The sequence below is a fragment of the Kitasatospora sp. NPDC088391 genome (assembly GCF_044753345.1).
In the GTDB taxonomy this organism is placed as follows: domain Bacteria; phylum Actinomycetota; class Actinomycetes; order Streptomycetales; family Streptomycetaceae; genus Kitasatospora.
Map to the genome: position 1 here is coordinate 92,293 of NZ_JBIVNB010000003.1, position 22,199 is coordinate 114,491.

A 22,199-nucleotide genomic window follows, 5' to 3' on the forward strand; every position below is an offset into this window, starting at 1 on the left:
CACCGCAGTCTCCCGCCGACCACCCCGCACACGCGAACGATTTCCGCCCGGCCCGACACAGGCCCGCCCCGGGAGACAGAACCCGGCGTACAGGCCGTGTCGGGGAACCGACCCGACCGCCCGGGATACCGATACTGGGCGCATGGCGAACGAGGGCATTCCGACGGCGAAGCTCCGGGCCTGGTGGGCGCACCGGCAGTGGCTGGACGGCGGCCGGCACCGGGGCGCGTCGGCGGCCGAGGTGCTGACGGCGACGGGCTGGGCGCGCTCGGTCGGCGGGGCGGGGCCCTACCTGGGGCTGTTCGCGCGGGCCGGCCTGCGCCGGGCCGAGGTGGACGCGGCGCTGGCGGCCCTGGAGGTGCAGGAGCTGCCCGCGGCCCGCGGCTGCACCTACCTGCTGCCGGCCGCGGACTTCGCGCTGGGCCTGGCGGCGGGCGCGGGCGTGCCGGAGGCGGAGATCGCCGCGGCGGTGCGCCACCTCGGGGTGACCCGGGACGAGATCGAGCAGCTCTGCCTGCGGATCTCCGAACTGCTGTCCCCCACCGAGCCGTTGGCGCCCGCGCAGCTGCGCGCCGAGGCCGGCCCGGCGGTCCGCCCGCTGGGCGAGGCGGGGCGGCGGCGCGGGGTGTCGACGACGCTGCCGCTGGCGCTGGGCCTGCTGCAGGCGCGCGGCCTGGTCCGCCGGGTGCCGGTGGACGGCCGGCTGGACCGGCAGCGCTACGGGTACCTGCGCTGGGACCGGCCGGTGCACGGGGAGGCGGCGGAGCTGGCCCGGCGCTACTTCTCCTGGGCGGCGCCCGCCTCGGTCCGGCACTTCCGCTGGTTCTCCGGGTTCACCGCGGCCACCGCGAAGGCGGCGCTGGCCCCGCTGCACCTGGTCCCGCTGCCCGGCACCGACCTGCTGCTGCCCCCCGAACTCGTCGAGGAGTTCTGGGAGTTCACCGTCCCCGAGCAGCCGGAGTACTCGCTGGTCGCGGCCGTCGACGGCCTGCACCTGCTGCACCGCGACCTGCCCCGGCTGCTGGACGGGCCGGACGCCGCCCGCCCCGTCCCGGGCTCCCGGACCGGGCGGAGCTTCGGCGGCGAGGCCGACCCGTCGACCCACCTGGTGGTGGACCGGGGCCGGATCGTCGGACTGTGGGAGTACGACCCCGAACAGCGGGAGCTGGTGCACCGGTTGTTCGTGCCGATGGACGGCGCGCTGCGGTCCGCGATCGACGCGGTCGAGGCGTTCGTCCGCGAGGACCTGGGCGACGCCCGCGGGTTCGGCCTGGACTCGCCGAACAGCCGGGCCCCGCGGATCGCCGCCCTCCGCTCCGCCGACGCTTGATCGACTCACGGCGGGATCAAGCGAGTTCGAGGGGGAGGTAGCCGAACCCGGCCGTCCCGGGCACGGCCCGCCGCAGCCCGTCCAGCAGGACGGGCGGCACCGCCGCGTGCACCGTGCCGTAGTGGTGCTCGCCGCGCCCGGGGTCGCTCGGCCAGGCGGTGCGCTCCTCGGCGGGGGTGGTGGCGAAGTGCCCGTCGGCCCCGTTCCGGTTACCCCGGGCGTCCAGCCGGACCCACCACGAACTGCCGGGCAGCAGAACGGCGTTGAGGCCGTGCAGCACCTCCAGCCGCTGGTAGCAGAGCCCGGCGGGGATGTCGTTGGCGCGCAGCAGCGCGGTCAGCAGGTGGGCGTTGCCGTGGCAGATCGCGTTGCGGGCCGCGAGCACGTCGGAGGCCCGGTAGGCGGCCGACCAGTGCCCGACGTCGGCGGAGTGGTCGATCCGGTCCCGGACGAAGCGGAAGGCCGCCTCGGCGGTGGCCACCGGGTCGGACCGCCGCAGCGCGGCGGCCTGTTCGACGATCGCGGGGTGTCGGTGGTCCACCACCTCGTCGGCCGCCAGGTAGGCGGCGAGCTCGGCCCGGTCGGCCCGCAGCGGGCCGTTCGGCGAGACAGCGGGGTCGACAGGGTCGGCGGACTGCGTGTCGGTAGGTTGCATGACCGCGATGCTGCAACCCCGACTCCCGTCCGGGCAAAGGCATTTCACCAGCCGGAACGCGACCGCGGAGCACGCCCGCCACCACCTCCGTCGGCTACCGTCGATCAAAAGTCGGGCATTGGACGAACGGAAGGACGGCGCCATGGCGCGGGACGAGGTGCTGGTGGTCACCGGCGGCGGGCGCGGCATCGGCGCGGCCACCGCGCTGCTGGCGGCCGAACGGGGCTACCGGGTGTGCGTCAACTACCGTGCCGACGCGGCCGCGGCGAACGCCGTGGTGGAGCGCGTCCGGGCGGCGGGCGGCACCGCGCTGGCGGTCCGCGCGGACGTCACCACCACCGCCGAGGTGGAGCGGCTGTTCGAGACCGCGGAGGCCGAACTCGGTCCGCTGACCGCGCTGGTGAACAACGCGGGCACGCTGGAGAAGCAGTCCCGGCTGGACGGGCTGGACGAGGACCGGCTGAACCGGATCTGGACGACCAACATCACCGGCCCGTTCCTGTGCGCGGCGGCGGCGGTCCGCCGGATGTCGACCCGGTACGGCGGCCGGGGCGGGGCGATCGTCAACGTCGGCTCGGCGGCGTCCCGGCTGGGCTCGCCGAACGAGTACGTGGACTACGCGGCGTCCAAGGGCGCGCTGGACTCGATGACCACCGGGCTGGCGCTGGAGGTCGCGGGCGAGGGCATCCGGGTCAACGCGGTCCGGCCGGGGCTGATCCACACCGGCATCCACGCGCTGGGCGGCGAGCCCGGCCGGGTCGACCGGATCGGCCCGAACCTCCCGCTGGGGCGCGGCGGGGAGCCGGAGGAGATCGCCGAGGCGATCCTGTACCTGCTCTCCCCCGCCGCCTCGTACGTCACCGGCGCCTTCCTGGACGCCGCCGGCGGCCGCTGACCCGGGCCCGCCCCCGCCGGCACCGCGCGCACCGGCCACCGCGGGCACCGGCCACCGCGGGCACCGGCCACCGCGGGCACCGGCCACCGGACATCCGCGTGAACATCCCGGATCGCGCGGTACCGGTTCGGTCAACGGCCCGGCGCGGCGTCCGCCCCCGCCCCTACGGTGGGCGGCATGACCGAGACCGACATCGCCGCATCGCCGTTCCTCGACTTCCCGGACCTGCCCAACCTCCGCGACGCGGGGGCCGGGGTCTACCGCCCCGGCCTGCTGTTCCGCTCGGCGAGCCTGAACCGGCTCACCTCCGAGGGGCTGTCCCGCTTCGCGGAGCTGGGCGTCCGCACCGTCATCGACCTGCGCAGCCTCGCCGAGATCGAGAACTGGCCGGACCCGGAGCTCGGCCCGGACGTCCGGTACGTCCACCTGCCGATGCTGCCCGACCCGGCCACCACCGACCGGGCCTGGCCCGAGGACCAGGCCGCGCTGTACCCGTTCATGGCCGAGACCGGGGGGATGGCGATCGTCGCGGCCGTCCGCGCGCTGTCGGCCGGTTCACCGGTGCTGGTGCACTGCGCGGTCGGCAAGGACCGCACCGGCCTGACCGTCGCCGTCCTGCAGACCCTGGCGGGCCTGGCCGAGACCGCGGTGGTGGCGGACTTCCTGCGCTCCAACGTCGGCCTCGGCCTGGACAAGGGCCCGGTGCCCTACTTCGACGAGGCGGGCGTCGAACGGCTCTCCCGCCCGGTGGACGAGCTGCACCTGCGCTCGGCGCTGGCCCGCATCCACGACCTGCACGGCTCGCTCGACGCCTACCTGCTCAATCACGGCGCGACCGAGGCGGAGCTGGCCGCGCTGCGCGCCCTCGGCCCGTCCTGACCGCCCTCGCCGGCCGCACCGCCCTCGCCACCGGCACCGCCGCCGGTCACCGCCCCGTACCGCTCCTCCGCCGCGAAGGTCAGGCCCAGCACGGCCGCGGTGGCCGCGATCTGGGCCAGCGCGGAACTCCCGGTGCCGAGCCGGGACGCCGCCAGCACCAGGACGGCGGCCAGCAGCCGCAGCGTGCGCGGGCCGAGCGCCAGGGTGCGGCGGATGCCGGCGTTGGCGAGCAGGAAGAGCGCGACACCGCCGGCCAGGGCCAGCGCCTCGGGCAGGTGCAGCGGCTCCAGCGGGTGCGCGGTCGCGGTCTTGGCCCCGGTGGCGAACAGGATCACCGACAGCAGCAGGGCGTAGTGCCCGAGGTTGTAGACCTTGATCGCCATCAGGTTGCGCCCGGCGTCGTCGAGCCGGGCCATCGCGTGCACCGCCCGCTCCTCGTCGTCCGCGCCGAAGTAGGCCCACCACAGGCCGACGCAGACGGCGAGGGTGAGCAGCGCGGTGCCGATCAGCGCCGGGGTCAGCGCGGAGTCGCCGATGCCGACGCCCGTGGCGATCACGCTCTCGCCGAACGCGATGATCACGATCAGGCCGTGGCGCTCCACGAAGTGGTCGGCGCGGAGCTGGAAGCGGGGCAGGTCGACCAGGTGCGGGATGGCGAACTGGAGCGCGAACGCGCCCGTCCAGAGCACCAGTTCGGGGCCGCCGCCGAGGCGGCCGCCGGTGATCACCAGGGCCGAGCCGATCAGGTTCAGCCCGCCCATCCGGGCCACCGCGCCGAGCCGCACCCCGGCGGTGGCGAACATCCCGGTGTGCACGGCGACGGCCACCAGGTACGCCCAGCCGAACACCTCGCCGCCGCCGTCGAAGGCCCGCGGCACGCTCAGCGCGATCACCAGGAAGCAGCCCATCCCGAGCAGCATCAGGCCGCGCCGGGGGTGGGTGCTGGGCGGGACGGCGTTGGCGACCCAGATGTAGGCGTCGTACATCCACCAGATCACCGCCAGCATCACCAGCACCCGGGCCAGCCCGCCGGGCGTGAGGTGGTGCGCCAGGCTCGCGGTGAGCTGGGTGACCACGAAGACGAAGACCAGGTCGAAGAAGAGTTCCAGCGGGCTCGCCCGCAGCTCGCCGTCCCCCGGTTGCGCAAGCTGTTGGTACGTCACGGCGACGAGTATCCCAAGACCGTCCCCGGACGGCGGGCGGATCGTTGACAGCGTTACGGTGAACTCCCGTCCACCGCCCCACCGTCGAGCAGGAGGCCCGCCCCATGGCCCGATTCCCCGTCACCGCCGCCGTCGCCGCCACCGGCCTGGTCGGCGGCTACGCCACCGCCCGGTTCTCCGGCCGGCGCGAGCTCGGCGGCGCGGTGCTGGCCGCCGCCGGCACGGCCGCCGCGGTCCGCTGGGGCCGCCGCTCGGGCGCGCCCGCGGCGGCCGGCCTGACCGCGCTGTACCTGGCCGCGTTCGGCGGCTCGCACCCGCTGGCGAAGAAGATCGGCGCCTGGCCGGCCGTGCTCACCGTGACGGGCGTGGTGGCCGCCGCCTCCGCGCTGGCCACCGGCGACTGACGGGGCGTCACCGGCCGTCGGCGACCGGCCGGGCCGGGGCGGGTCAGCCGCCGAACCGGGCCTCGAAGGCCGCCCGGTTCGCGGACGGCACGCTGCGGTCCCAGACCGCGAACACCACCCGGTCGAAGGCGGCGCCCCACTCGTCCAGGGCCTGCCCGAACGCCCCGGCCACCTCGGCCGGGTCGTTGCGGAACACCCCGCAGCCCCAGGCGCCGAGCACCAGTTCGCGCGCGCCGTGCCGGGCCGCGACGGCCAGCACCCGGCGGGCCCGCTCGGCCAGCACCGGCCCGAGGTCGAGCGCCGTGCCGGGCGAACGGAGCGCCAGCTGGCCCGCGTTGGGGGCCGGCGAGGTCAGGAAGCCGACCCGGTGGGTGCGCGCCAGCAGGTCGCCCCGGCCGTCCCGGATCACCGGCACGGCGGGCGACCAGATCACCCGGTGGCTGTAGCGCAGGTCGCCGGAGGCGCGGTGCGCCTCGTAGTAGTCGGGGGCCTCCAGCAGGCAGCGGTAGAGCAGCGCGCTGCGGCAGACGTCCTCCTCCTGGGCCTTGGCGCCGCGCAGGTAGCCGCCGCCGGGGTTGCGGGCGGAGGCGAAGTTCAGCACCGCGACGCCCGTCCCGCCCTCGGCCAGCAGCCGGGCCGCGGCCTGCATGCTGCCCTCGCCCGTCACCTCGGCCGCCGCCGCCAGCGGGCCCGGACCGGCCCCGAAGCCGGCCTCCGGCGGGTACGAGACCGTCCCCTCCCGGGCCTCGGCCAGCTGCTCGGCGATCCGCACCACCACCCCGTGCCCGGTCCGGTACTCGCCCAGGTCGGCGATCTGCTCGTTCTCGGTGGCCATGTTCCGCTGCCTACTGCTCATGGCTCCGCACGCTAGCCCCCGACTCCCGCCCCCACCAACGGTTTTCACCCCGCCCGGCCGCCCCGGGAACGCGGGCGGGCCCGCCCCACCGAAGTGGAGCGGGCCCGGACCGGACTGCGGACGGAGCGTCAGTTCTTCCAGCGCGGCTTGCGGTCGTCGCGGTTGAAGCCACCGCGGTCGTCACGGTTGAAGCCGCCACGCTCACGGTCACCGAAGGAACGGCTGCCACCACGGTCGTCACGGTTGAAACCGCCACGCTCACGGTCACCGAACGAACGGCTGCCACCACGGTCGTCACGGTTGAAGCCACCACCCTGCGGGCGGGCGCCACCGGAGCGGTGGTCCTCACGCCGCACGAACGGACGGCTGCCGCCGGCGGCCTGGCCGCGGTCCCGGTCGCCGAAGGAACGGGCCGGACGGTCACCGAAGGAACGGCTGCCACCACGGTCGTCACGGTTGAAACCACCGCGCTCACGGTCACCGAACGAACGGCTGCCACCACGGTCATCGCGGTTGAAACCACCGCGCTCACGGTCACCGAAGGAACGGCTGCCACCACGGTCGTCACGGTTGAAACCACCGCGCTCACGGTCACCGAAGGAACGGCTGCCACCACGGTCGTCACGGTTGAAACCACCGCGCTCACGGTCACCGAACGAACGGCCACCACGGTCGTCACGGTTGAAACCGCCACGCTCACGGTCACCGCGGTCCCGGTTGTACGCCGGGCGCTCGGTGCGGGCCTCGCGGTAGGACGGGGTGCGCTCCTCGGCGGCCGGCTCGGCGGCCACGGCGACGGCGGCCTGCTCGGCCCCGGCCTCCGCGGTCTCCTCGGCGGCCGGCTCGACCTCGTCCTCGATGCCCAGCTCGGCACGCTCGCGGGCGGCCCGGGCGGCCAGGCGGTCGGCCTCCTCGCGCAGCTCGTTGGCGCGGCGCTGGGCCCGCTCCAGCTCACGGGTGAGCTCGGCGACCTCGCGCTCGGCGGCGCCGGCGATGCCGGACGCGCTCTCGGCCTGGACCTCGACGAGCGAGCGGGCGCCGGTGATCCGGGCCACCTCGGCGTCGAAGGCGTGGTCGAGGATGTGGCGCGAGGCGTCCACGCCCGCGTCCTCCATCAGGCGGAACACGCCGCGGCGCTGGTGCGGCAGCACCAGGGTGACGACGGTGCCGGAGCGGCCGGCCCGGGCGGTGCGGCCGGAGCGGTGCAGGTAGTCCTTGTGGTCACCGGCCGGGTCGACGTTCAGCACCAGGTCGATGCCGTCGACGTGGATGCCGCGGGCGGCGACGTCGGTGGCGACGACCACGTTCAGGTAGCCGTCCTTGAAGTCGCCGAGGACCCGGGTACGGGCGCCCTGGGTCATGCCGCCGTGCAGCGCGTCGGCCTTCACACCGGACTCGACCAGCTGCTGGGCGACCCGGTCCGCGCCCATCTGGGTGCGGACGAAGATGATGGTGCGGCCCTTGCGGGCGGCGATCGCGCTGGTGATCGGCGCCTTGTCCTTGGGCTTCACGACCAGGATGTGGTGGGTCATGGTGGTGACCGCGCCGGCCGACGGGTCGACCTCGTGGGTGACCGGGTTCTTCAGGTAGCGCTTGACCAGGGTGTCGATCTCGTTCTCCAGCGTGGCGGAGAACAGCAGGCGCTGGCCGCCGGCCGGCACCAGGTCGAGGATCTCGGTGACCTCGGGCAGGAAGCCCATGTCGGCCATCTGGTCGGCCTCGTCCAGGACCGCGATCTCGACCTCGTCCATCTTGGCGGAGCCGCGGTTGATCAGGTCGCGCAGACGGCCGGGGGTGGCCACCAGGACGTCGACGCCGCGCTCCAGCGCGTAGATCTGGTTCGACATCGAGGTGCCGCCGCAGACCACCTTCAGGCGCAGGCCGAGCACCGAGCCGAACGGCTCCAGCGCGTCGGCGACCTGCATGGCCAGCTCGCGGGTCGGGACCAGGATCAGGCCGCGCGGGTGCTTCGCCTTGGTGCGCTCGCCGCCCGCCAGGCGGGTCAGCAGCGGGAGGCCGAAGCTCAGGGTCTTGCCGGAGCCGGTGCGGCCGCGGCCCAGCACGTCCTTGCCGGCCAGCGCGTCCGGGATGGTCGCGGCCTGGATCGGGAACGGGGTGGTGACGCCGCGCTTGGCGAGCGCCCGGACCACGTCGTCGTGCAGGCCCAGGTCACCGAAGGTGATGGTGGGCTCCGTGTCGGCGGCGTCGTCGGCGCTGTCGTCAGCGTCGGTGTCGGTGTCGTACTCGGCACCCGCGTCGGCGTCGGTGAGCTCGGCGAGCTCCGCGTCCAGCGCGTCGGTGTCGAGGGAGTCGGTGTCGGCGGCGTCGGACCCGTTCGCGGGCATGGCGAAGCGGGCGTCGTCAACGAGAGACATGCAAAACCTTCCGGAAGTGGCACGCGCCAAAGTCCGGTGGGTCTGTTGAAAAACCGCCTCTATGCGGTCAGCCACGGATCGCCGGAACGCGCCAAGGGCGCTCAAAGGTGTATGAGGAGCGCCAGCCAAATAGGATCAAACGAACGATCTACCACCATAGGGGAACCTGGGGATCAGAGGCAAATCCCCTGGCCAGCGCCCTCGAACGAAGGTTTCCCCCACCGCCCGGCGCGGGCCTTGGTAGCCGGTGCGGTGGCCGGTTCGGTCGCCGAGGCCCGCGCCGGTTCAGTGGCCGGTCGGGGAGTCGCTCGGCGCCTCCGTCCCGGGGCCGCCCGGCGAGGCGGTCGGCGCGGGCGAGTGCGCGGGCGCGGTGGGGGCGGCCGTCGGGCTCGGACTCCCCGTGCCGCCCCCGTTCCCGGCACCGGCCGTCGGGCTCGGCGCGGCCGACCCCGGACCGGTCGGGGAGGCCACGGGCTCGCTCACCGAAGGTGCCGGCACCTGCACCGGCGCGGCCGCCGGCGGGGTCGCCCCCGGCACCGGCGCCCCGGGCAGTGGCTGCAGCGCGGGCGAGGCCCCGTCGACGCTCAGGGTGCCGCCGTGCTCCGCGTGCTGGCCGCCCTGGTGCCCGCCCGTCCCGACGCCCGCCTTCACGGCCGGGCCCGACGGCGACCCGGACGGCCGCAACTCGGCCGCCCCGGACGGCGCGTCCGCCCCCACCGACATGCAGCCGCTCAGCCCGAACACGGCGAACGCCGCCATCACCGCCCCCGTCGCCACCTGCCGACGCGCCGATCCACCAGCCACCGAGCCACCTCCCGCACGGCCCGCCGCGGGGCCGCCACCGTTCTCGGGTGCCCAACGCCCGGCGGCCCGGCCGGGACACGGGTAGCCCGCGACTCGCCCCCGGACGGCCCCGGCCCGGGCTCAGCCCCAGACCGCGTGGCCGAGCGCCGCCCCGGCGTACACGGCTGCCAGCCCGGCCGCCAGCGACAGCGCGACGTTCCCGAACGCGGCGCCGCGCGAACCGTTCTGAGCCAGCTTCAGGGTCTCGAACGAGAAGGTCGAGTACGTGGTCAGCGCCCCGCACAGGCCGGTGCCGAGCAGCAGCCGGACGTCCGGCGGGGCGACCGCGGCGAGCAGGCCGAGCAGCGCGCAGCCGGACAGGTTGACCGTGAAGGTGCCCCACGGGAAGCCGAACCCGACCCGGGAGTGCACCGCCCGGTCCGTCAGGTACCGCAGCGGCGCGCCGACCGCCGCGCCGACCGCCACCAGCAGCCAGTTCACGCCCCGGCCCCCCGTTCGGCCCGGGCCAGCAGCACCGCCCGGGTGGCGCCCGCCGTCGCCCACACCGCGCCCAGCGCGGCCAGCAGCGTCCCGCCCAGGTACAGCAGCCCCGTCCCGGGCAGCCCGTGGTCGAACAGCTGCCGGGCGTCGACGGCGTACGTCGAGAAGGTGGTGAACCCGCCGAGGATCCCGGTCGCCAGGAACGGCCGCAGCAGCGGGTGCGGCTGCCGGGGGCCCTCGGTGAGCAGCACCAGCACCACCCCGATCAGCCCGCACCCGACGGTGTTGACCAGCAGCGTCGTCCACGGGAACGCGTCGGCCGGGGTCGGCCACAGCAGCCCGGCCCCGTACCGGGCGCACGCCCCGAGCACCCCGCCGGCCGCGACCGCGGCCACGATCCGTCCCTGGCCGCGCAGCAGCGGCGGCCCCGGCTCCGTTCCCATGCCGCCAGTCAAGCACCCGCCCGTCCGCCCGCCGCGCCCGCCCGCACCATCTGGCGCCCCGTCAGCGGAACTCCGACAATGGGCGGGTGGAGATGACCAGGGACGAGTTCGAGGCGCTGGTGTCCGACGCGCTGGACCGCATTCCGCCGAAGCTGGCCGCGATGATGGACAACGTCGCGGTCTTCGTCGAGGACGAACCCGACCCCGCCACCCCCGACCTGCTCGGCCTCTACGAGGGCATCCCGCTCACCGAGCGCGGCGAGTGGTACGCCGGCGTCCTCCCCGACCGGATCATGGTCTACATGGGCCCCACCCTCCGCCACTGCGCCACCCCCGAGGAGGCCGTCGAGGAGGTCCGGATCACCGTCATCCACGAAGTCGCCCACCACTTCGGCTTCGACGACGACGAACTCCACGACCTCGGCTGGTCCTGACCCCGGCCACCCCGCCGCGCCGACCACCGGAAACCGTTTTGGCGTTCCCGCCCGGCATCCCATATGCTTCTCGACGTCCCCGAACGCCGGATCAACCGGCCGGACGGGCCACCGAAGCCCTCATCGTCTAGTGGCCCAGGACGCCGCCCTTTCAAGGCGGTAGCACGGGTTCGAATCCCGTTGGGGGTACGCAGTACCGTAGTAAGGTCCTGTGTGGAGCAATCCACATGAGGTCCCGTGGAGCAGTTGGTTAGCTCGCCACCCTGTCAAGGTGGAGGTCGCGGGTTCAAGTCCCGTCGGGATCGCCCGTCTCGCAAGAGACGTTGCAGTACGGCCAGGTAGCTCAGTTGGTACGAGCGTCCGCCTGAAAAGCGGAAGGTCGCCGGTTCGACCCCGGCCCTGGCCACCAGCCTTGACCAGGCACGATGCCCCTGAAGCGAATCGCTTCGGGGGCATTTTCGTACCGTTTGACGCCAACACTGACGCCAACGGCTCCGAATGGCCCGGCACCGGAACAGCCGAGATGGCTGTCTCCGGCAACGGGGTACATGACGTCGATCACAGGATGCTGCCCCGCAGGGATGGCCGGCGTCCGCAGAATCCCGTTGATCACCTCCAGTCGAGACTGACACGATCGCCCGGTGGTGACTCCGGAGGACCTCGTCGGTCGGCAAGTGCAAGGCGTGACATGCTCGTGGTTCCACGCCCGCGACGGCGGTGGCGAGCCCGAGCTGTTGCACATGTGGCTGCACATGGAGGACCTCGGCCCGGTCCGGTTCCACACGCTGGACCACATACTTGATCTTCGGATCGATGATCCCCACGACTGATACGACATGGACACGCTTGGGCATGTCACGGTCAGCGCTGCACCGGATGAGTTCCCTCTCGCACCGTTCGCAGGCATCGGGGTCGTCTCTATGAACCGCTCCGGGTTCGATAGAGACCTCAGCTTGTGGTGGTGACCTGTGGTTTTGTGGTGGTGAGGTGGTAGGTGTTCTCGTACTCGACGGGCGGGACGTGGCCTATCTCACCGTGGAGTCGGCGGTGGTTGTACCAGTCGACCCACTCGGCGGTGGCGAGCTCGATCTGCGACAGCGTGCGCCAGGGTCGCCGGGGTTTGATCAGCTCGGTCTTGAACAGCCCGATCGTGCTCTCCATGAGGGCGTTGTCGTAGGCGTCGCCGACCGACCCGATGGAGGCGGCGACGCCGACGGCGTCGAGGTGCTCGGCCAGGCGGAAAGATGTGTACTGACTGCCCGCGTCGCTGTGATGTATCAACTCGCCCCGTCCGGACGGGTGTCCGTCACGGTCGCGCTGCCACAGGGCCATCTCCAGGGCGTCCAGGACGAGCCTGGTCTGCTTCGTGGTCGCAGCGGACCAGCCGACGATGCGACGGGAGAAGGTGTCCACGACGAACGCGACATAGACGACGCCGGCGAACGCCGCCACGTGTGTGAAGTCCGCGACCCAGCACCGGTTCGGCGCCGAGGCGACGAAGTCGCGGTCGACGAGGTCGGGAGCCCGTTCGGCGGACGGGTCGGGGACCGTGGTCACCACGCGCTTGCCGCGGACGGCCCCGGTGATGCCGAGCTCGCGCATCAGCCGCTCGACGGTGCAGCGGGCCACCGTGTGGCCGCGGCGGTTCAGCTCGCGCCAGATCTTGCGGGCGCCGTAGACCCGGAAGTTGTCCTCGTACGCTGCCGTGATCAGATTTTTCAGCTCCGCATCCCGGACCGAACGGGCGGACTCGGGACGGTTGTTGAAGGCGTAGTAGGTGGAGGGGGCGATGCTGCAGCCGTGCTCGGAGAGCACGCGGCAGATCGGCTCGACACCGCCGAAGCGGCCCCGGTGCCCGTCGATGAACGCTACGAGCGCTGGTGTGGCCGGTCGAGCTCGGCCGCGAAGAAACTCGCCGCGGCCTTGAGGATCTCGTTCGCGCGCTTCAGTTCGGCGATCTCCTTCTTCATCGCCTTGATCTGCGCGGACTCCTCCGTCGTCGTCCCCGGGCGCTGCCCTGCGTCGACCTGGTCGCGGCGGACCCAGTTGCGCAGGGTCTCAGCCGAGCCGATACCGAGTTTCTCCGCGACGGCCCGCAGCGCGGCCGACTCGTTCGGGTAGTCGCCGAGGACCTCAGCGACCATGCGCACCGCACGACGCCGCAGCTCAGGCGGGTAGGAAGAGGGACGTGCCATGACTCGAATCCTTACACGAAATCGAGCCTCCACCGAACCCGGAACGGTTCACTTCATCCCACGGCACCTGGTGACCACCTGGGTCCGGCAGCAGCGCGGCAAGCCGAGCCACCAGCTCGCGGGCGTGGCCCAGCGGCTGCGCATCGTGGGGTAGCCCAGCGCGGACGGCTACAGTCATGCTCATGAGCGACTCCGATGCACCCGAGGCCGTTGCCCAGCCGCGCACCGCCGCCGGCGTGCTGTTCTTCGACGAAGCTGACCGCGTGCTCCTGGTGAAGCCCACGTACAAGCCGGGCTTGGAGATCCCGGGTGGCTACCTCCACCTCGGCGAGACCCCGAGCGAGGGCGCGGCCCGAGAGGTCAAGGAGGAGCTCGGCATCACCCCGCCCATCGGCCGCCTCCTCGTCGCGGACTGGGCACCCCACCCGACCGAGGGCGACAAGCTGCTCTTCGTCTTCGACGGGGGCATCCTCCCCGCAGAAGAGCGAGCTCAGATCAACCTGGACGGAGTGGAGATCGGCGAGTACGCCTTCCACACCGCCGACCAGATTGACGAGCTCCTCATCCCTCGCCTGGCCCGGCGGGTCCATGCCGCGATTGACGCACGATCCCCCGCGGCAACCTCCTACTTGGAGAACGGGGTTCCCCGCTGCTGATCCAGGTGCCCGGGCCTTCCGAACCTGGATGATTCGACTCGGCCGCCGAGCACCCCTGTTGAGTGTCAGACGGTGCTCGCCAGGACGGAGTTGGCATCGGCACCACGAACTGCTCTGGCGGTCATGGACCGGCTCGGAAGGTCAGACCGCTCCTCGCCAAAGCACTGGCTCGGCCTCCGCGAAGCGGCGCTCCAGTCCCTCAAGATCTTCCAGCACCATGCGCATTCTGTGCCGGAATGCAGCGCTGTGTGCGGGAACCCTGAGGTGGGTCAACTCATGGACGAGCACCAGATCGACCAGATCCGGCGACAACTGCATCAGCGCCCAGTGCAGGGTGATGGATCCGTCGGGCTCGCAAGCTCCCCAGCGCCGACCCATATCCCGGAGAACGACTTCGCGAGGGGCGACGCCTGTGAGTTCCGCCAGAGGCCGCGCACGGGTGGACACCCATCGGCTGCCTCGTGCCGCATACCACTGCGCGATCAGACGGCCGCGTTCCTGCCTGGATCCGTTATCTGGCAGCTCCAGCCATCCCTGGTGCAGCCGAACCCGGCCCCCCGCAGCGGCAGGTACAGCCTTCAGACGGTGCCGGCGCCCCAGGTAGGCGAAGCTCTCTCCACTAACCAGTTCCTTGACGGGCTCCCCTCCGCCTCGCCTGCGCCGCTCGACCTCCTCAGCGAGGCGAGGCAGCCGGGAGCGAACGGCTTCCGCAACAACCTGCGGATCGGCGTCCGCGGGTACCGCGAAGAGCACGCTGCCATCCTCCTGGACTTCGATCCCCAGCGTCCGACGCCGCGGCCGCACGGCGACGCGCCATGTCCACTCCCTGGGCATGGGGAGTGACGCGATGGCGGACTGCGCAGAGAAACTCACTAGGCATTCTTATCATTTGCGGCTGACACTGGCTGCGACCGCCACTGCGGATTTCTGCACCCCACCATGGGCCGGCCTAAGGGCGCGCCCGACCGCTGTATCGCAGGAAGTCGTCATATCTTTCGACAGCAAGCTCCAGGAGCCCGGCAGCCATGTCCGCTGTCTCCTCCCATTCCAGGTGAAGGTGGTCAGCAATGACGAAGCGGAGTTCCTTGCGCATGTCCATACGGGCTTCTGGGTGCGTCGGGAAGTGCGGCTGTCGGACCGAAACCGCAATACTCGCGGTGATTCCACACACCGCTTCGTAGAAGTCCACCCCTGGCGGCACGGCGATCCGATCTGTTTGCTCCAGCACCCTGGTCAGGGCTCGGCAAACCGGCCCTTCGGTCAACGGGTCCAGCTGTGGGCCCGTCTTCTCGGCACTCTCCACAACATCACCGACGAGCCGAGCGAGATCGGTCGCTGCCCGGTCGAAGTCATGGCGCATCCGCTGAATGATCTCTTCCAGACGCTCACTGAACTGTTCGTATCGGGATCGGTCAGTCCCGATCTTCGCAGTGATGTGCGCACGGAGCCTGCTGACCATGTAGCGAGTCCTGGCACGCGCGTCGTGGTTGGCCTCGACTCGCTCCATGAACTCGGGTGCGGTCAGCTCCACTGGGGGGATCCGCAATTCGACACCAGTGACACGAATGTGATCAGCGATGAGTTTACGCACCTTCGCCCCGTACCGGCGCGGACTGAACTCGTCACGCCCATCGAGGTAGCGTTGCCGCGCAAGGTACTGGACTTCGCCGAGGTGGCCGGCCAGCTGTTCATAGACGAGTGCGTAGGGCCTCGGCAGCACCGCCCCGAGGGCGGTGAGGAAGTCCCGTACCAGCTCATCGAACTCGCCCCGGCTCAGCGGGTCAGCGAGTAGATCCAACAACTGCTCGCGGCGTTGCTCATCGGCGAGGGACAAGGTTCCACGCGTGTCGTACGCTGCGATCTTCCGTGCGTCGAGGAACCGCGTCACTCGCCCGTGCAGGTCCTTGAGGAGGCGGTCGGCAACGGCGTCCGCTTGGAGGAGCAGCCCCTCGCCTGCGGGTTGTGGGCCCTTGAAGTCCGGGTCCAGATGCGCGGCAGAGACGTCTTGGTACCCGTAGACCTGACGCAGATGGTGCTGCTCGTACGCGTGCAAGGAGCGGGCCAGCTCAGGGCCGATGCCGATGAAGTCGACGACCGTGCCCCACCGCTTGCGCGGATATGGCCGGTTGGTGCGCGCCACCGCTTGGAGGAGGCCAACTCCGGAAAGGGCGCAGTCCAGATAGAGGACCTGTTCAACAGGCGCGTCGAAACCGGTGAGCAGCATGGACTGGACGACGAGGAATGCAAGCGGCCCGGCGTCATCCGTGCCAGCGCCGTCGTAGTCCACACCGGTGTCGTCTCCATTCTTCTCCGCTCCCCACACGTCGCTCACGGGTGCTCCCGACGAGAGCAGTCCCTGTCCCGGCATGCCGTGAGGGGTGACGTCCCATGAGGGGTCGATGGCTGATGCGTGCGGATCGCCCAGGCCGGCCTTGAACCGCTCAATGTAGGCGTCCTGCCGGGACTTAAGCGTCCAGTCCCGCCAATCCTCGGGGTCCTTCTGCCGGTCGCCGTGGATCACCACCGCCGCGTCAATCGAGGCGAGAACGTCACGATGCGGCAGCATGGCAAGGAGTTCGCGAGTCTGCTGGTCAGCGTCGTGAGCGGCCGCCGGATCGTGGCGCAAGGCCGGGTCGAGCGCGTCGAGCTGCCCGAGAAGACTGTCGCGGGCAGCGAGCAGTGCACCCCGGTAGCGGACAGCCGCTTCTCGGGACACCGCCACCAGCTGAGCGCCGAACCGGTCGGGAAGTGCGTTCACCGCCCAGTGCCGCAGCATGTGGTCGGCCTTGTCCGCGATCACCGAGGGTGCTTCAAGGATCTCCCGCTGACGCGCGAATTTCCGCAACACCCTGGCGCGCTGTTCCGGATCGGAGGGCACCTGGGCGTCGAACCGGGCGTCCAGCACGGCCCTTTCGACCACTTCCAGTGGCACGTCGTACGCCTCGTAGCGCACCGGGACGACAGACCCGTCCCGCTCCGCGTCACGCAGAGTGTAGGTGTCGACGATCGCTCCGAAGATCTCCTCGGTCTTCTTACGCGCGCTGTTGATAATGGGTGTGCCGGTGAAGCCCACGAGGACGGCGTTCGGCAGGAGTGCCCGCAGCCTGGCGTGCAGCCAGCTGTCCTGGCCTCGGTGCGCCTCGTCGACGAGGACCACGATGTTCGGACTGGCATTCGCGGCCTTGACCTGGACGTAAGCCTCCTCGTCGTCGGACTGCGTCCCCAGGTTCTCCTCGCGGCCGTTGTACGCCGTGTCATCACGCTGAGCCTTCTGCAGCATGACAAGGACAACGTCCGGCACCCGGACGGCAAGATGGGCGCGCGCGTCCGCGACTCCGTCGGCCCGGTGGACCGTCTCGTCGGCCGCGGCCATGGACTCCAGGATCTGCTTTTCCAGGTCGATCCTGTCGGTGACCACGACCACCTTGTGCCCCCGCAGTTCATGGCTGCTTCGGAGGTGGCGCACGAGGAAGGCCATAGTGAGGCTCTTGCCGGAACCCTGGGTATGCCAAACGACACCGCCTCGCCGGCTCGGATCACCCTGGGCGCGAATGGCCGCGTCGCGTACCCGTAGGGCCTGCGCGAGCCGTCGGACAGCCCGAAACTGTTGGTAGCGGCCGACTACCTTGAGCGTGCGGCCACCCTGTTCGCGTTCCGTGGTGAAATCCCTGACGAGAGTCAGGAGGTGCTCCGGAGTCAGTACACCTGCCGCCAGTACCGCCATGTCCGAGTCACAGCCGTCGGCGGGCGCGGGCTCGGTGGTCCGCCACGGTGTGAAGTACTCGGGGGTCGATGTAACGGTGCCAAGCTCGGCGTACGTCAGATCGGTACCGATTAGGATCTGCACAAATCGCGTGAACTCCGGGACGGGAGCAGACGAGGCAAGGCTGGCGTACCGGCAGACCTGCCCGACGGCGTCATCCAGTGCCGCCCGGCTGTCGCCGCCGGAGATGAGTGGGGCTTTGCACTCGATGACGACCCACGGAAGACCGTTGACGAACAGCACCAGGTCCGGTGTGACGTGGCTCGTCTCCTTGCGGTCGACGCGAAACTGACTGACGGCAAGCAGATCGTTGCGCCCGCCGTGCTCCCCGTCCCAGTCGACGAGGCGTACGTGCTCGGGGTCACCCTTCTTCCAGCCGGGCAAGATACGGGCGTTTACACCCTCGCGCAGGAGCCGCGTCACTGCGAGGTTGGCGGCCACACCTCGTGGAGCTGGCCCCTGCCCTGGGGCGGTACCGAGCACGAGGGCAAGCAGCCGGTCAAGCTGGGAGGGGGTTAGCCAAGTACCGCCCCCGGGCGCCGGGTTGATGCGGGTCACGGAGGCCCGGAATCGGTCCTCATAGACGACCTGTGTGTAAGCCGTCCGCCCCGACGGCTCCGGACTTCCGACCGGCTGCCCGGGCGGAGCGCCTTCCAGGTGCTCCCATCCGAGCCGGGCCAACTGTTCGATGAGGGGCTTCTCTGTCTTGACGTACTCCGGTCCCGCGTACTCTGGCCCGCCCATGCTCCGCAGCTCCTGCCGCCCGCTCACTGCTGAACTCCCCTTTATCGTACGGCCCGGTGCCGCCCTAGTGCGTACGGGCCACCCTATGTGTGACAGAGAGCTGGCCAGGGACGTTTCGACCTTTGATCAAGGCGTGAGGATGGCCGGCTATGCCAGAACAGAGCCAACACAAGACGATGGAGCGAACTACAGAGGGCACTGTTACGTGACGTGAAGTCGTTCTTTCAAGCGGCATACGCCTTCGAACAACCGGCAAGCAGATCTTCTACAACGCCTAGCTTCACCATGCGTAGCTTGGCGATGCGCTTATTCAGCAATCCCATAGCACGACACTCTGATTTCCAAATGCCCACAAGGCGCTCCTGCTCATCACGCTTCACCCGAGGAAACGGGACTCCTTCCAGCAGCTTTGAGTTGATCGTATAAAGGCCCGAACTGGTAGCACACTGCGATTTCCAGTAGCTGCGCACGGTGCGTGAGTTGAGCCACAGCATGGCAAATTCAGGGAGTACATTCTCGAAGCGCAGCCGGAAGAGATGGTTCTGGTAAAGAAGGCCAACTTGATCGGCTCCGACGATTGCACAACGCCCGATCTGCTCAGGGTCAGCATGCCCTTCGACCACAAGCAGGTCTCCGGAAGCCAATGAGTAGCGGCGACGGTCTCGCTCCATCGCCTCCAGCAGGGCAATGTCCCCTTCAATCCAGCCTTTACGAACATTGGCCACACGAAGGTACCCCGCTGGCCTGAGGCCAGGTACACGGTGAGACCCAAGGGTGATACCTGCGCGGATGGATACGTCAGCATCCTTGAGAGGGGCCACCTCCCAACCATTTGCTCCCAGAAGCTGCTCAACCAAGGCATCAAGTAGCTGGGTCCGCTTAGCTGCCACCCCCTCCAGTGCCTCGATCCGCCGCTCGAACGCGGCATGTGCGGCGACGATGCGACGCTGTTCGTCCAGCGATACAAAAGGCACCATCAGTTGGCGAATCTGCTCCTGGCTAATGTTTTTCATTCCGGCGCTCGTGCCGGTGGCCAATGCCCTAACACGTTGCCGCAACGACTGTCGAACCAGAACGAGCTGAATGAACCGAGGATCCGCAAGCGATTCGTTAGTGTGTAGCCGGAGCGTCTTGTCGCTCAGTAGGAGCCGAGGGGGCGGGTTCTCCGCAACGCACGCCAACCCAACGAGTTCTTCCGTATTCGCCCGGGTCATGAGGAGGTCGCCGTGCTTGACCTCGTAGCAGGGATGAATCAACGCCACATCGCGAATTACCTTGTTTTCCCGCGCTGCGAACCAGCCAGCCTGGACCGCGCTTACTTTAAGCACACCCCACTCGCCTTCACCTGCAGGCGTGTCCTCTGCAGCGGGACTTTTTCCGGCCTCGATCCGTGTCAGAAACATATCGAGCGGAACCTCATTGCCGGCCGCGAGCTTGCTGTCACTGCCCATAACCCAGCTCCTTCAACCAGCCCTGCAGCTCCCCTTGAGCCACCTCGCTGGCCCCCTCCAGCTCGGCCAGCGATACCCCGTACTTCTGCACCCACCGCCGGAACACGGCCACCAGCTCCCGCCGACCCACCGCAACCGCAGCGTCGAGGCGGCCCAGTAGATCCTCGTTCAACACCGTGAGCACGAGTTCCTGAGTGCGCTGCCTGTCCGCAAGGGCGCGATCCGATGCCACTTTCAGATCAACCAGAAAGCGGTCATCCAACGCCTTGCGCTTCTTCGTCGCGGCCGTCCGAGCCTTGCGGCACTTCGCCAGTTCGGATTCCAGGCAGGCGAGTTCCTCGATGGTGACCGGCTCGGCGGTGGGGTCGTCCTCGGTCGATGCTTCCTCGTCACCATCCTCGGCGGGAGGCTGTGCGGCGGCCAGCGCCTCCGCCGCTTCCTTGTACGCCACGTCGGCCGCCGCGACCTCAGCCTCCACCACCGAGTACTGGTCCAGGAATTCCGGGATGAGTTGACGCACAACGGGCTGATCCATGGCGCGGCGACGATCGGCAGGCGAGACAGTCGGCTTGCGAGCCGAGGCGGTGGTGCTCACCGTGCCTTCCGCCGGCTTCACAATAGCCTCGATTGAGTCGACCCAGCCTTCGAGTACTCGGGCGAAGCCACCCGCCGCGAGTGCCTTCATGTCGTAGCGCGCGTGGGTCCACCAGTCGGCGACGATGCCGGCCGTTCGGTACTCGTCGAGGACGCCCTCGCTGCCGATGGTGTCTGTGAAGCCCTTGAGCAGTCCGGCGCGCAGGTCCATCAGCTTCCGGTCCTCGGCCAGCTTGCCGAAGAGCTCCGCGCCCGTTGTCCACCACTTCTCGTACGCGATGCGCAGCCCAGACTCCTTCGCCGCAGCCTGCTCCGTAATACGGCCGACGGTCGTTTCGGGATCCTCAGGCAGGAAGTCGTAGTAGGCGGGGTCCGTATCACGTGCGGCGAAGAGGGTGGACGCGTCGACTCCGTACGCCCCGAACAGGCCGGCCTGTGCCGTGACCTCGGCGACGGGGACGCCGCCGTAGAGATGGGCGCGTACGTCCTGCGGCTCAGCGGCGGGCGAATTATCCACCCAGCGGCGGATGTTGAGGTTGGCGCCCTCATACAGGAGGGTGTCCCGCTCCACCCAGCGCGAGTAACCCTGGAGCTCCCGGCCGTGCTTGAAAACCGTGACGATCTTCTCGATGTGCTCGGGGCCCAGTTCGTTCTGATTGCGACCGACCGTGAACTCACGGTCCGCATTGATGAAGAGGACCTTCTTGCGCCGGACGGGTACCTTTCGGCGAGGGCGACGCAGGATGAGGACGCAGGCCGGGATGCCGACGCCGTAGAAGAGGTTGGGGCCGAGGCCGATCACCGCCTCCACACAATCGTCGCGCAGCAGTTCCTCGCGGATCTCCTTCTCCTTACCGCCGCGGAAGAGCACGCCGTGCGGCATGACGACGGCGGCCATACCGTCCTCCTCCAGCACGGACAGCATGTGCTGGACGAACATGAGGTCGGCCTTCTTACCCTTCTCCGGCGACCAGCCCCACTGCATGCGGGTTCCGTGACGCCGATCGGCGGCCTCTACCTGAGCCTTGTCGTAGGGCTGCGAGAACGGCGGGTTGGAGAGGACCTTGGTAAAGGTGCGCAGGCGGCCGTTGCCGTCGAGGTGGAGGGGCTCGGTAAGGGTGTCTCCGTGCTGGAGATCGAACTTGCGGATGCCGTGCAGCACCATGTTCATGCTCGCCATCGACCACGACGCGGGGTTGCGGTCCTGGCCGTTGATGCCGAGGTGATCCGGGTCCCCGCCATGCTCCTCGACGTGCTCGCGGGCAGCGATAAGCATGCCGCCGGAACCCATGCACGGGTCGTAGACGGTCTCCTGCGGCTCTGGGTTGATGAGCCGGACGAGCATCCTCACCACCGAGCGCGGGGTGTAGAACTCGCCGCCGCTTTGGCCCGCGCTGTCCGCGAACCGGCCGAGGAGGTACTCGTACGCCGCTCCGAGCATGTCGGGGAACTCGAAGTCCTCGTTGCGTAGCCGGTACAAGCTGAAGTGCCGGATCAAAGCGAGCAGTTCACTGGGCGTGAAGCGGGACTTGTTGCCGGCGACCGCGTTGAACTCGATGTGCGAGGCGACCCCGCTCAGCCTGCTGTTGCCCTCCTGGAGGGCGACCAGCGCCTTGTCCAGATACTCCCCCACCTTCACCGGCTGCCCATCAGGGCCCAGGGTCTCCGCGGTGAGTGCTTCGATGCCCGGGACGGTCCGCTGCGGGTCGTCGGGGTCGAGTACATGCGGTCCCGTCCACCAGCGGGCACGCGGGGGTACGTAGAAGACGTTGCGGTAGTACTCCGGGTTGTCCGCCCGCTCCAGGGCCTTCGTCTCACTGCCCGTTGCCGCGAGGCGCTCCTTGTAGACGCGCTCCCATTCCGGCTGGAACTCGTCGGAGGCCCGCTTCAGGAACAGCATCCCGAAGATGTAGTCCCGATAATCCGAGGGCTCCATGCGCCCGCGCAGGATGTCGGCGGCGGCGAAGAGGTGCCGCTCCAGCTGGGGCAGGGTGATTCGGGCCACGCGCCGGTCCTTCGGTGGGATGATTGGAAGTAGGTGGGGTGGTGTCGTGTCGGGGCAGCGTCGAGCGTAGACG

Annotated in this window: 19 protein-coding genes and 3 tRNA genes; 10 read left to right on the forward strand and 12 right to left on the reverse strand. The window is 70.1% G+C overall.

Going from position 1 to position 22,199, the window contains the following annotated elements:
* The first annotated feature begins 142 nt into the window (after positions 1–142).
* Positions 143–1,330 (forward strand): DNA glycosylase AlkZ-like family protein, encoded by a 1,188-nt coding sequence (locus ACIQBJ_RS09095; protein ID WP_400706082.1) that lies wholly within the window; start codon positions 143–145, stop codon positions 1,328–1,330.
* Positions 1,331–1,346: 16 nt separating this feature from the next.
* Here the strand turns inward: ACIQBJ_RS09095 and ACIQBJ_RS09100 are convergent, their stop codons facing one another.
* On the reverse strand, positions 1,347–1,985 hold the full coding sequence (locus ACIQBJ_RS09100) for a transglutaminase family protein (protein ID WP_400706085.1): 639 nt from the start codon (positions 1,983–1,985) through the stop codon (positions 1,347–1,349).
* 142 nt (positions 1,986–2,127) lie between these two features.
* Between ACIQBJ_RS09100 and ACIQBJ_RS09105 the strand changes: the two genes are divergently transcribed.
* Entirely contained in the window at positions 2,128–2,880 is a 753-nt protein-coding gene (locus ACIQBJ_RS09105) for an SDR family oxidoreductase (protein ID WP_400708101.1), read from the forward strand.
* 177 nt (positions 2,881–3,057) lie between these two features.
* On the forward strand, positions 3,058–3,759 hold the full coding sequence (locus ACIQBJ_RS09110) for a tyrosine-protein phosphatase (protein ID WP_400706088.1): 702 nt from the start codon (positions 3,058–3,060) through the stop codon (positions 3,757–3,759).
* Here ACIQBJ_RS09110 and ACIQBJ_RS09115 read toward each other — a convergent pair.
* On the reverse strand, positions 3,705–4,922 hold the full coding sequence (locus tag ACIQBJ_RS09115; RefSeq protein ID WP_400706091.1) for a low temperature requirement protein A: 1,218 nt from the start codon (positions 4,920–4,922) through the stop codon (positions 3,705–3,707). The genes ACIQBJ_RS09110 and ACIQBJ_RS09115 overlap by 55 nt on opposite strands.
* 104 nt (positions 4,923–5,026) lie before the next feature.
* Here ACIQBJ_RS09115 and ACIQBJ_RS09120 point away from each other — a divergent pair, with 104 nt between their 5' ends.
* Positions 5,027–5,326, forward strand: a complete 300-nt coding sequence (locus tag ACIQBJ_RS09120; protein ID WP_400706094.1) for a hypothetical protein — start codon at positions 5,027–5,029, stop codon at positions 5,324–5,326.
* Positions 5,327–5,369: 43 nt separating this feature from the next.
* Here ACIQBJ_RS09120 and ACIQBJ_RS09125 read toward each other — a convergent pair whose 3' ends face one another.
* The 5 genes from ACIQBJ_RS09125 to ACIQBJ_RS09145 all read right to left on the reverse strand — a co-directional run bounded on the left by ACIQBJ_RS09125 (position 5,370) and on the right by ACIQBJ_RS09145 (position 10,284).
* Positions 5,370–6,182, reverse strand: coding sequence for a TIGR02452 family protein (locus ACIQBJ_RS09125; protein WP_400706097.1), 813 nt, complete (start codon positions 6,180–6,182; stop codon positions 5,370–5,372).
* Positions 6,183–6,310: 128 nt separating this feature from the next.
* Positions 6,311–8,557: a DEAD/DEAH box helicase gene (locus tag ACIQBJ_RS09130; RefSeq protein ID WP_400706100.1), complete on the reverse strand. Its 2,247-nt coding sequence runs from the start codon at positions 8,555–8,557 to the stop codon at positions 6,311–6,313.
* Between the two features lie 285 nt (positions 8,558–8,842).
* A complete protein-coding gene (locus ACIQBJ_RS09135; protein ID WP_400706103.1) occupies positions 8,843–9,361 on the reverse strand; it encodes a hypothetical protein in 519 nt (172 codons plus the stop codon).
* 120 nt (positions 9,362–9,481) lie between these two features.
* The gene (gene crcB, locus ACIQBJ_RS09140) at positions 9,482–9,841 is read right to left on the reverse strand and encodes a fluoride efflux transporter CrcB (protein ID WP_400706106.1); all 360 of its coding nucleotides are present in this window, start codon (positions 9,839–9,841) and stop codon (positions 9,482–9,484) included.
* Positions 9,838–10,284: a CrcB family protein gene (locus ACIQBJ_RS09145; protein ID WP_400706109.1), complete on the reverse strand. Its 447-nt coding sequence runs from the start codon at positions 10,282–10,284 to the stop codon at positions 9,838–9,840. The genes crcB and ACIQBJ_RS09145 overlap by 4 nt, the downstream gene beginning before the upstream one ends.
* Before the next feature lie 92 nt (positions 10,285–10,376).
* On the opposite strand from ACIQBJ_RS09145, the gene ACIQBJ_RS09150 reads away from it, so the two are divergent.
* From ACIQBJ_RS09150 to ACIQBJ_RS09170, 5 genes are all read left to right on the forward strand, one after another.
* Positions 10,377–10,718: a metallopeptidase family protein gene (locus ACIQBJ_RS09150; protein ID WP_400708103.1), complete on the forward strand. Its 342-nt coding sequence runs from the start codon at positions 10,377–10,379 to the stop codon at positions 10,716–10,718.
* 116 nt (positions 10,719–10,834) lie between these two features.
* Positions 10,835–10,907: transfer RNA gene (locus ACIQBJ_RS09155), tRNA-Glu, on the forward strand.
* A 42-nt stretch (positions 10,908–10,949) separates the two neighbouring features.
* A tRNA-Asp gene (locus ACIQBJ_RS09160) sits at positions 10,950–11,023 on the forward strand.
* 27 nt (positions 11,024–11,050) lie between these two features.
* Positions 11,051–11,127 (forward strand) — tRNA-Phe (locus ACIQBJ_RS09165).
* Between the two features lie 232 nt (positions 11,128–11,359).
* Positions 11,360–11,548 (forward strand): hypothetical protein, encoded by a 189-nt coding sequence (locus ACIQBJ_RS09170; RefSeq protein ID WP_400706112.1) that lies wholly within the window; start codon positions 11,360–11,362, stop codon positions 11,546–11,548.
* Positions 11,549–11,666: 118 nt separating this feature from the next.
* On the opposite strand, the gene ACIQBJ_RS09175 is transcribed toward ACIQBJ_RS09170, so the two are convergent.
* Positions 11,667–12,913, reverse strand: a protein-coding gene (locus ACIQBJ_RS09175; protein ID WP_400706115.1) for an IS3 family transposase whose coding sequence is annotated in 2 segments (ribosomal slippage) — positions 11,667–12,631 and positions 12,631–12,913 — 1,248 coding nt in all. Because the reading frame shifts where the segments join, the coding sequence is not laid out codon by codon here.
* Positions 12,914–13,095: 182 nt separating this feature from the next.
* Between ACIQBJ_RS09175 and ACIQBJ_RS09180 the strand changes: the two genes are divergently transcribed.
* Positions 13,096–13,569, forward strand: a complete 474-nt coding sequence (locus tag ACIQBJ_RS09180; protein ID WP_400706118.1) for an NUDIX domain-containing protein — start codon at positions 13,096–13,098, stop codon at positions 13,567–13,569.
* 141 nt (positions 13,570–13,710) lie between these two features.
* Here the strand turns inward: ACIQBJ_RS09180 and ACIQBJ_RS09185 are convergent, their stop codons facing one another.
* From ACIQBJ_RS09185 to ACIQBJ_RS09200, 4 genes are all read right to left on the reverse strand, one after another.
* Positions 13,711–14,322 carry a M48 family metallopeptidase gene (locus ACIQBJ_RS09185; RefSeq protein WP_400706121.1) on the reverse strand — a complete coding sequence of 204 codons (612 nt, stop codon included), beginning with the start codon at positions 14,320–14,322 and terminating at the stop codon, positions 13,711–13,713.
* Between the two features lie 196 nt (positions 14,323–14,518).
* A complete protein-coding gene (locus ACIQBJ_RS09190) occupies positions 14,519–18,076 on the reverse strand; it encodes a type I restriction endonuclease subunit R (RefSeq protein ID WP_400708105.1) in 3,558 nt (1,185 codons plus the stop codon).
* A 224-nt stretch (positions 18,077–18,300) separates the two neighbouring features.
* Entirely contained in the window at positions 18,301–19,527 is a 1,227-nt protein-coding gene (locus ACIQBJ_RS09195; RefSeq protein WP_400706124.1) for a hypothetical protein, read from the reverse strand.
* The gene (locus ACIQBJ_RS09200) at positions 19,517–22,126 is read right to left on the reverse strand and encodes an N-6 DNA methylase (RefSeq protein WP_400706127.1); all 2,610 of its coding nucleotides are present in this window, start codon (positions 22,124–22,126) and stop codon (positions 19,517–19,519) included. The genes ACIQBJ_RS09195 and ACIQBJ_RS09200 overlap by 11 nt, the downstream gene beginning before the upstream one ends.
* Positions 22,127–22,199 lie beyond the last annotated feature (73 nt).

Bases quoted from the DNA above. Each gene is read 5' to 3' on its own strand.
- ACIQBJ_RS09095 (WP_400706082.1), top strand. From the start codon at position 143: ATGGCGAACGAGGGCATTCCGACGGCGAAGCTCCGGGCCTGGTGGGCG.
- ACIQBJ_RS09190 (WP_400708105.1), bottom strand. From the start codon at position 18,076: ATGGGCGGGCCAGAGTACGCGGGACCGGAGTACGTCAAGACAGAGAAG.
- ACIQBJ_RS09180 (WP_400706118.1), top strand. From the start codon at position 13,096: ATGAGCGACTCCGATGCACCCGAGGCCGTTGCCCAGCCGCGCACCGCC.
- ACIQBJ_RS09120 (WP_400706094.1), top strand. From the start codon at position 5,027: ATGGCCCGATTCCCCGTCACCGCCGCCGTCGCCGCCACCGGCCTGGTC.
- ACIQBJ_RS09110 (WP_400706088.1), top strand. From the start codon at position 3,058: ATGACCGAGACCGACATCGCCGCATCGCCGTTCCTCGACTTCCCGGAC.
- ACIQBJ_RS09195 (WP_400706124.1), bottom strand. From the start codon at position 19,527: ATGGGCAGTGACAGCAAGCTCGCGGCCGGCAATGAGGTTCCGCTCGAT.
- ACIQBJ_RS09125 (WP_400706097.1), bottom strand. From the start codon at position 6,182: ATGAGCAGTAGGCAGCGGAACATGGCCACCGAGAACGAGCAGATCGCC.
- ACIQBJ_RS09145 (WP_400706109.1), bottom strand. From the start codon at position 10,284: ATGGGAACGGAGCCGGGGCCGCCGCTGCTGCGCGGCCAGGGACGGATC.
- ACIQBJ_RS09150 (WP_400708103.1), top strand. From the start codon at position 10,377: ATGACCAGGGACGAGTTCGAGGCGCTGGTGTCCGACGCGCTGGACCGC.
- ACIQBJ_RS09130 (WP_400706100.1), bottom strand. From the start codon at position 8,557: ATGTCTCTCGTTGACGACGCCCGCTTCGCCATGCCCGCGAACGGGTCC.
- ACIQBJ_RS09105 (WP_400708101.1), top strand. From the start codon at position 2,128: ATGGCGCGGGACGAGGTGCTGGTGGTCACCGGCGGCGGGCGCGGCATC.
- ACIQBJ_RS09100 (WP_400706085.1), bottom strand. From the start codon at position 1,985: ATGCAACCTACCGACACGCAGTCCGCCGACCCTGTCGACCCCGCTGTC.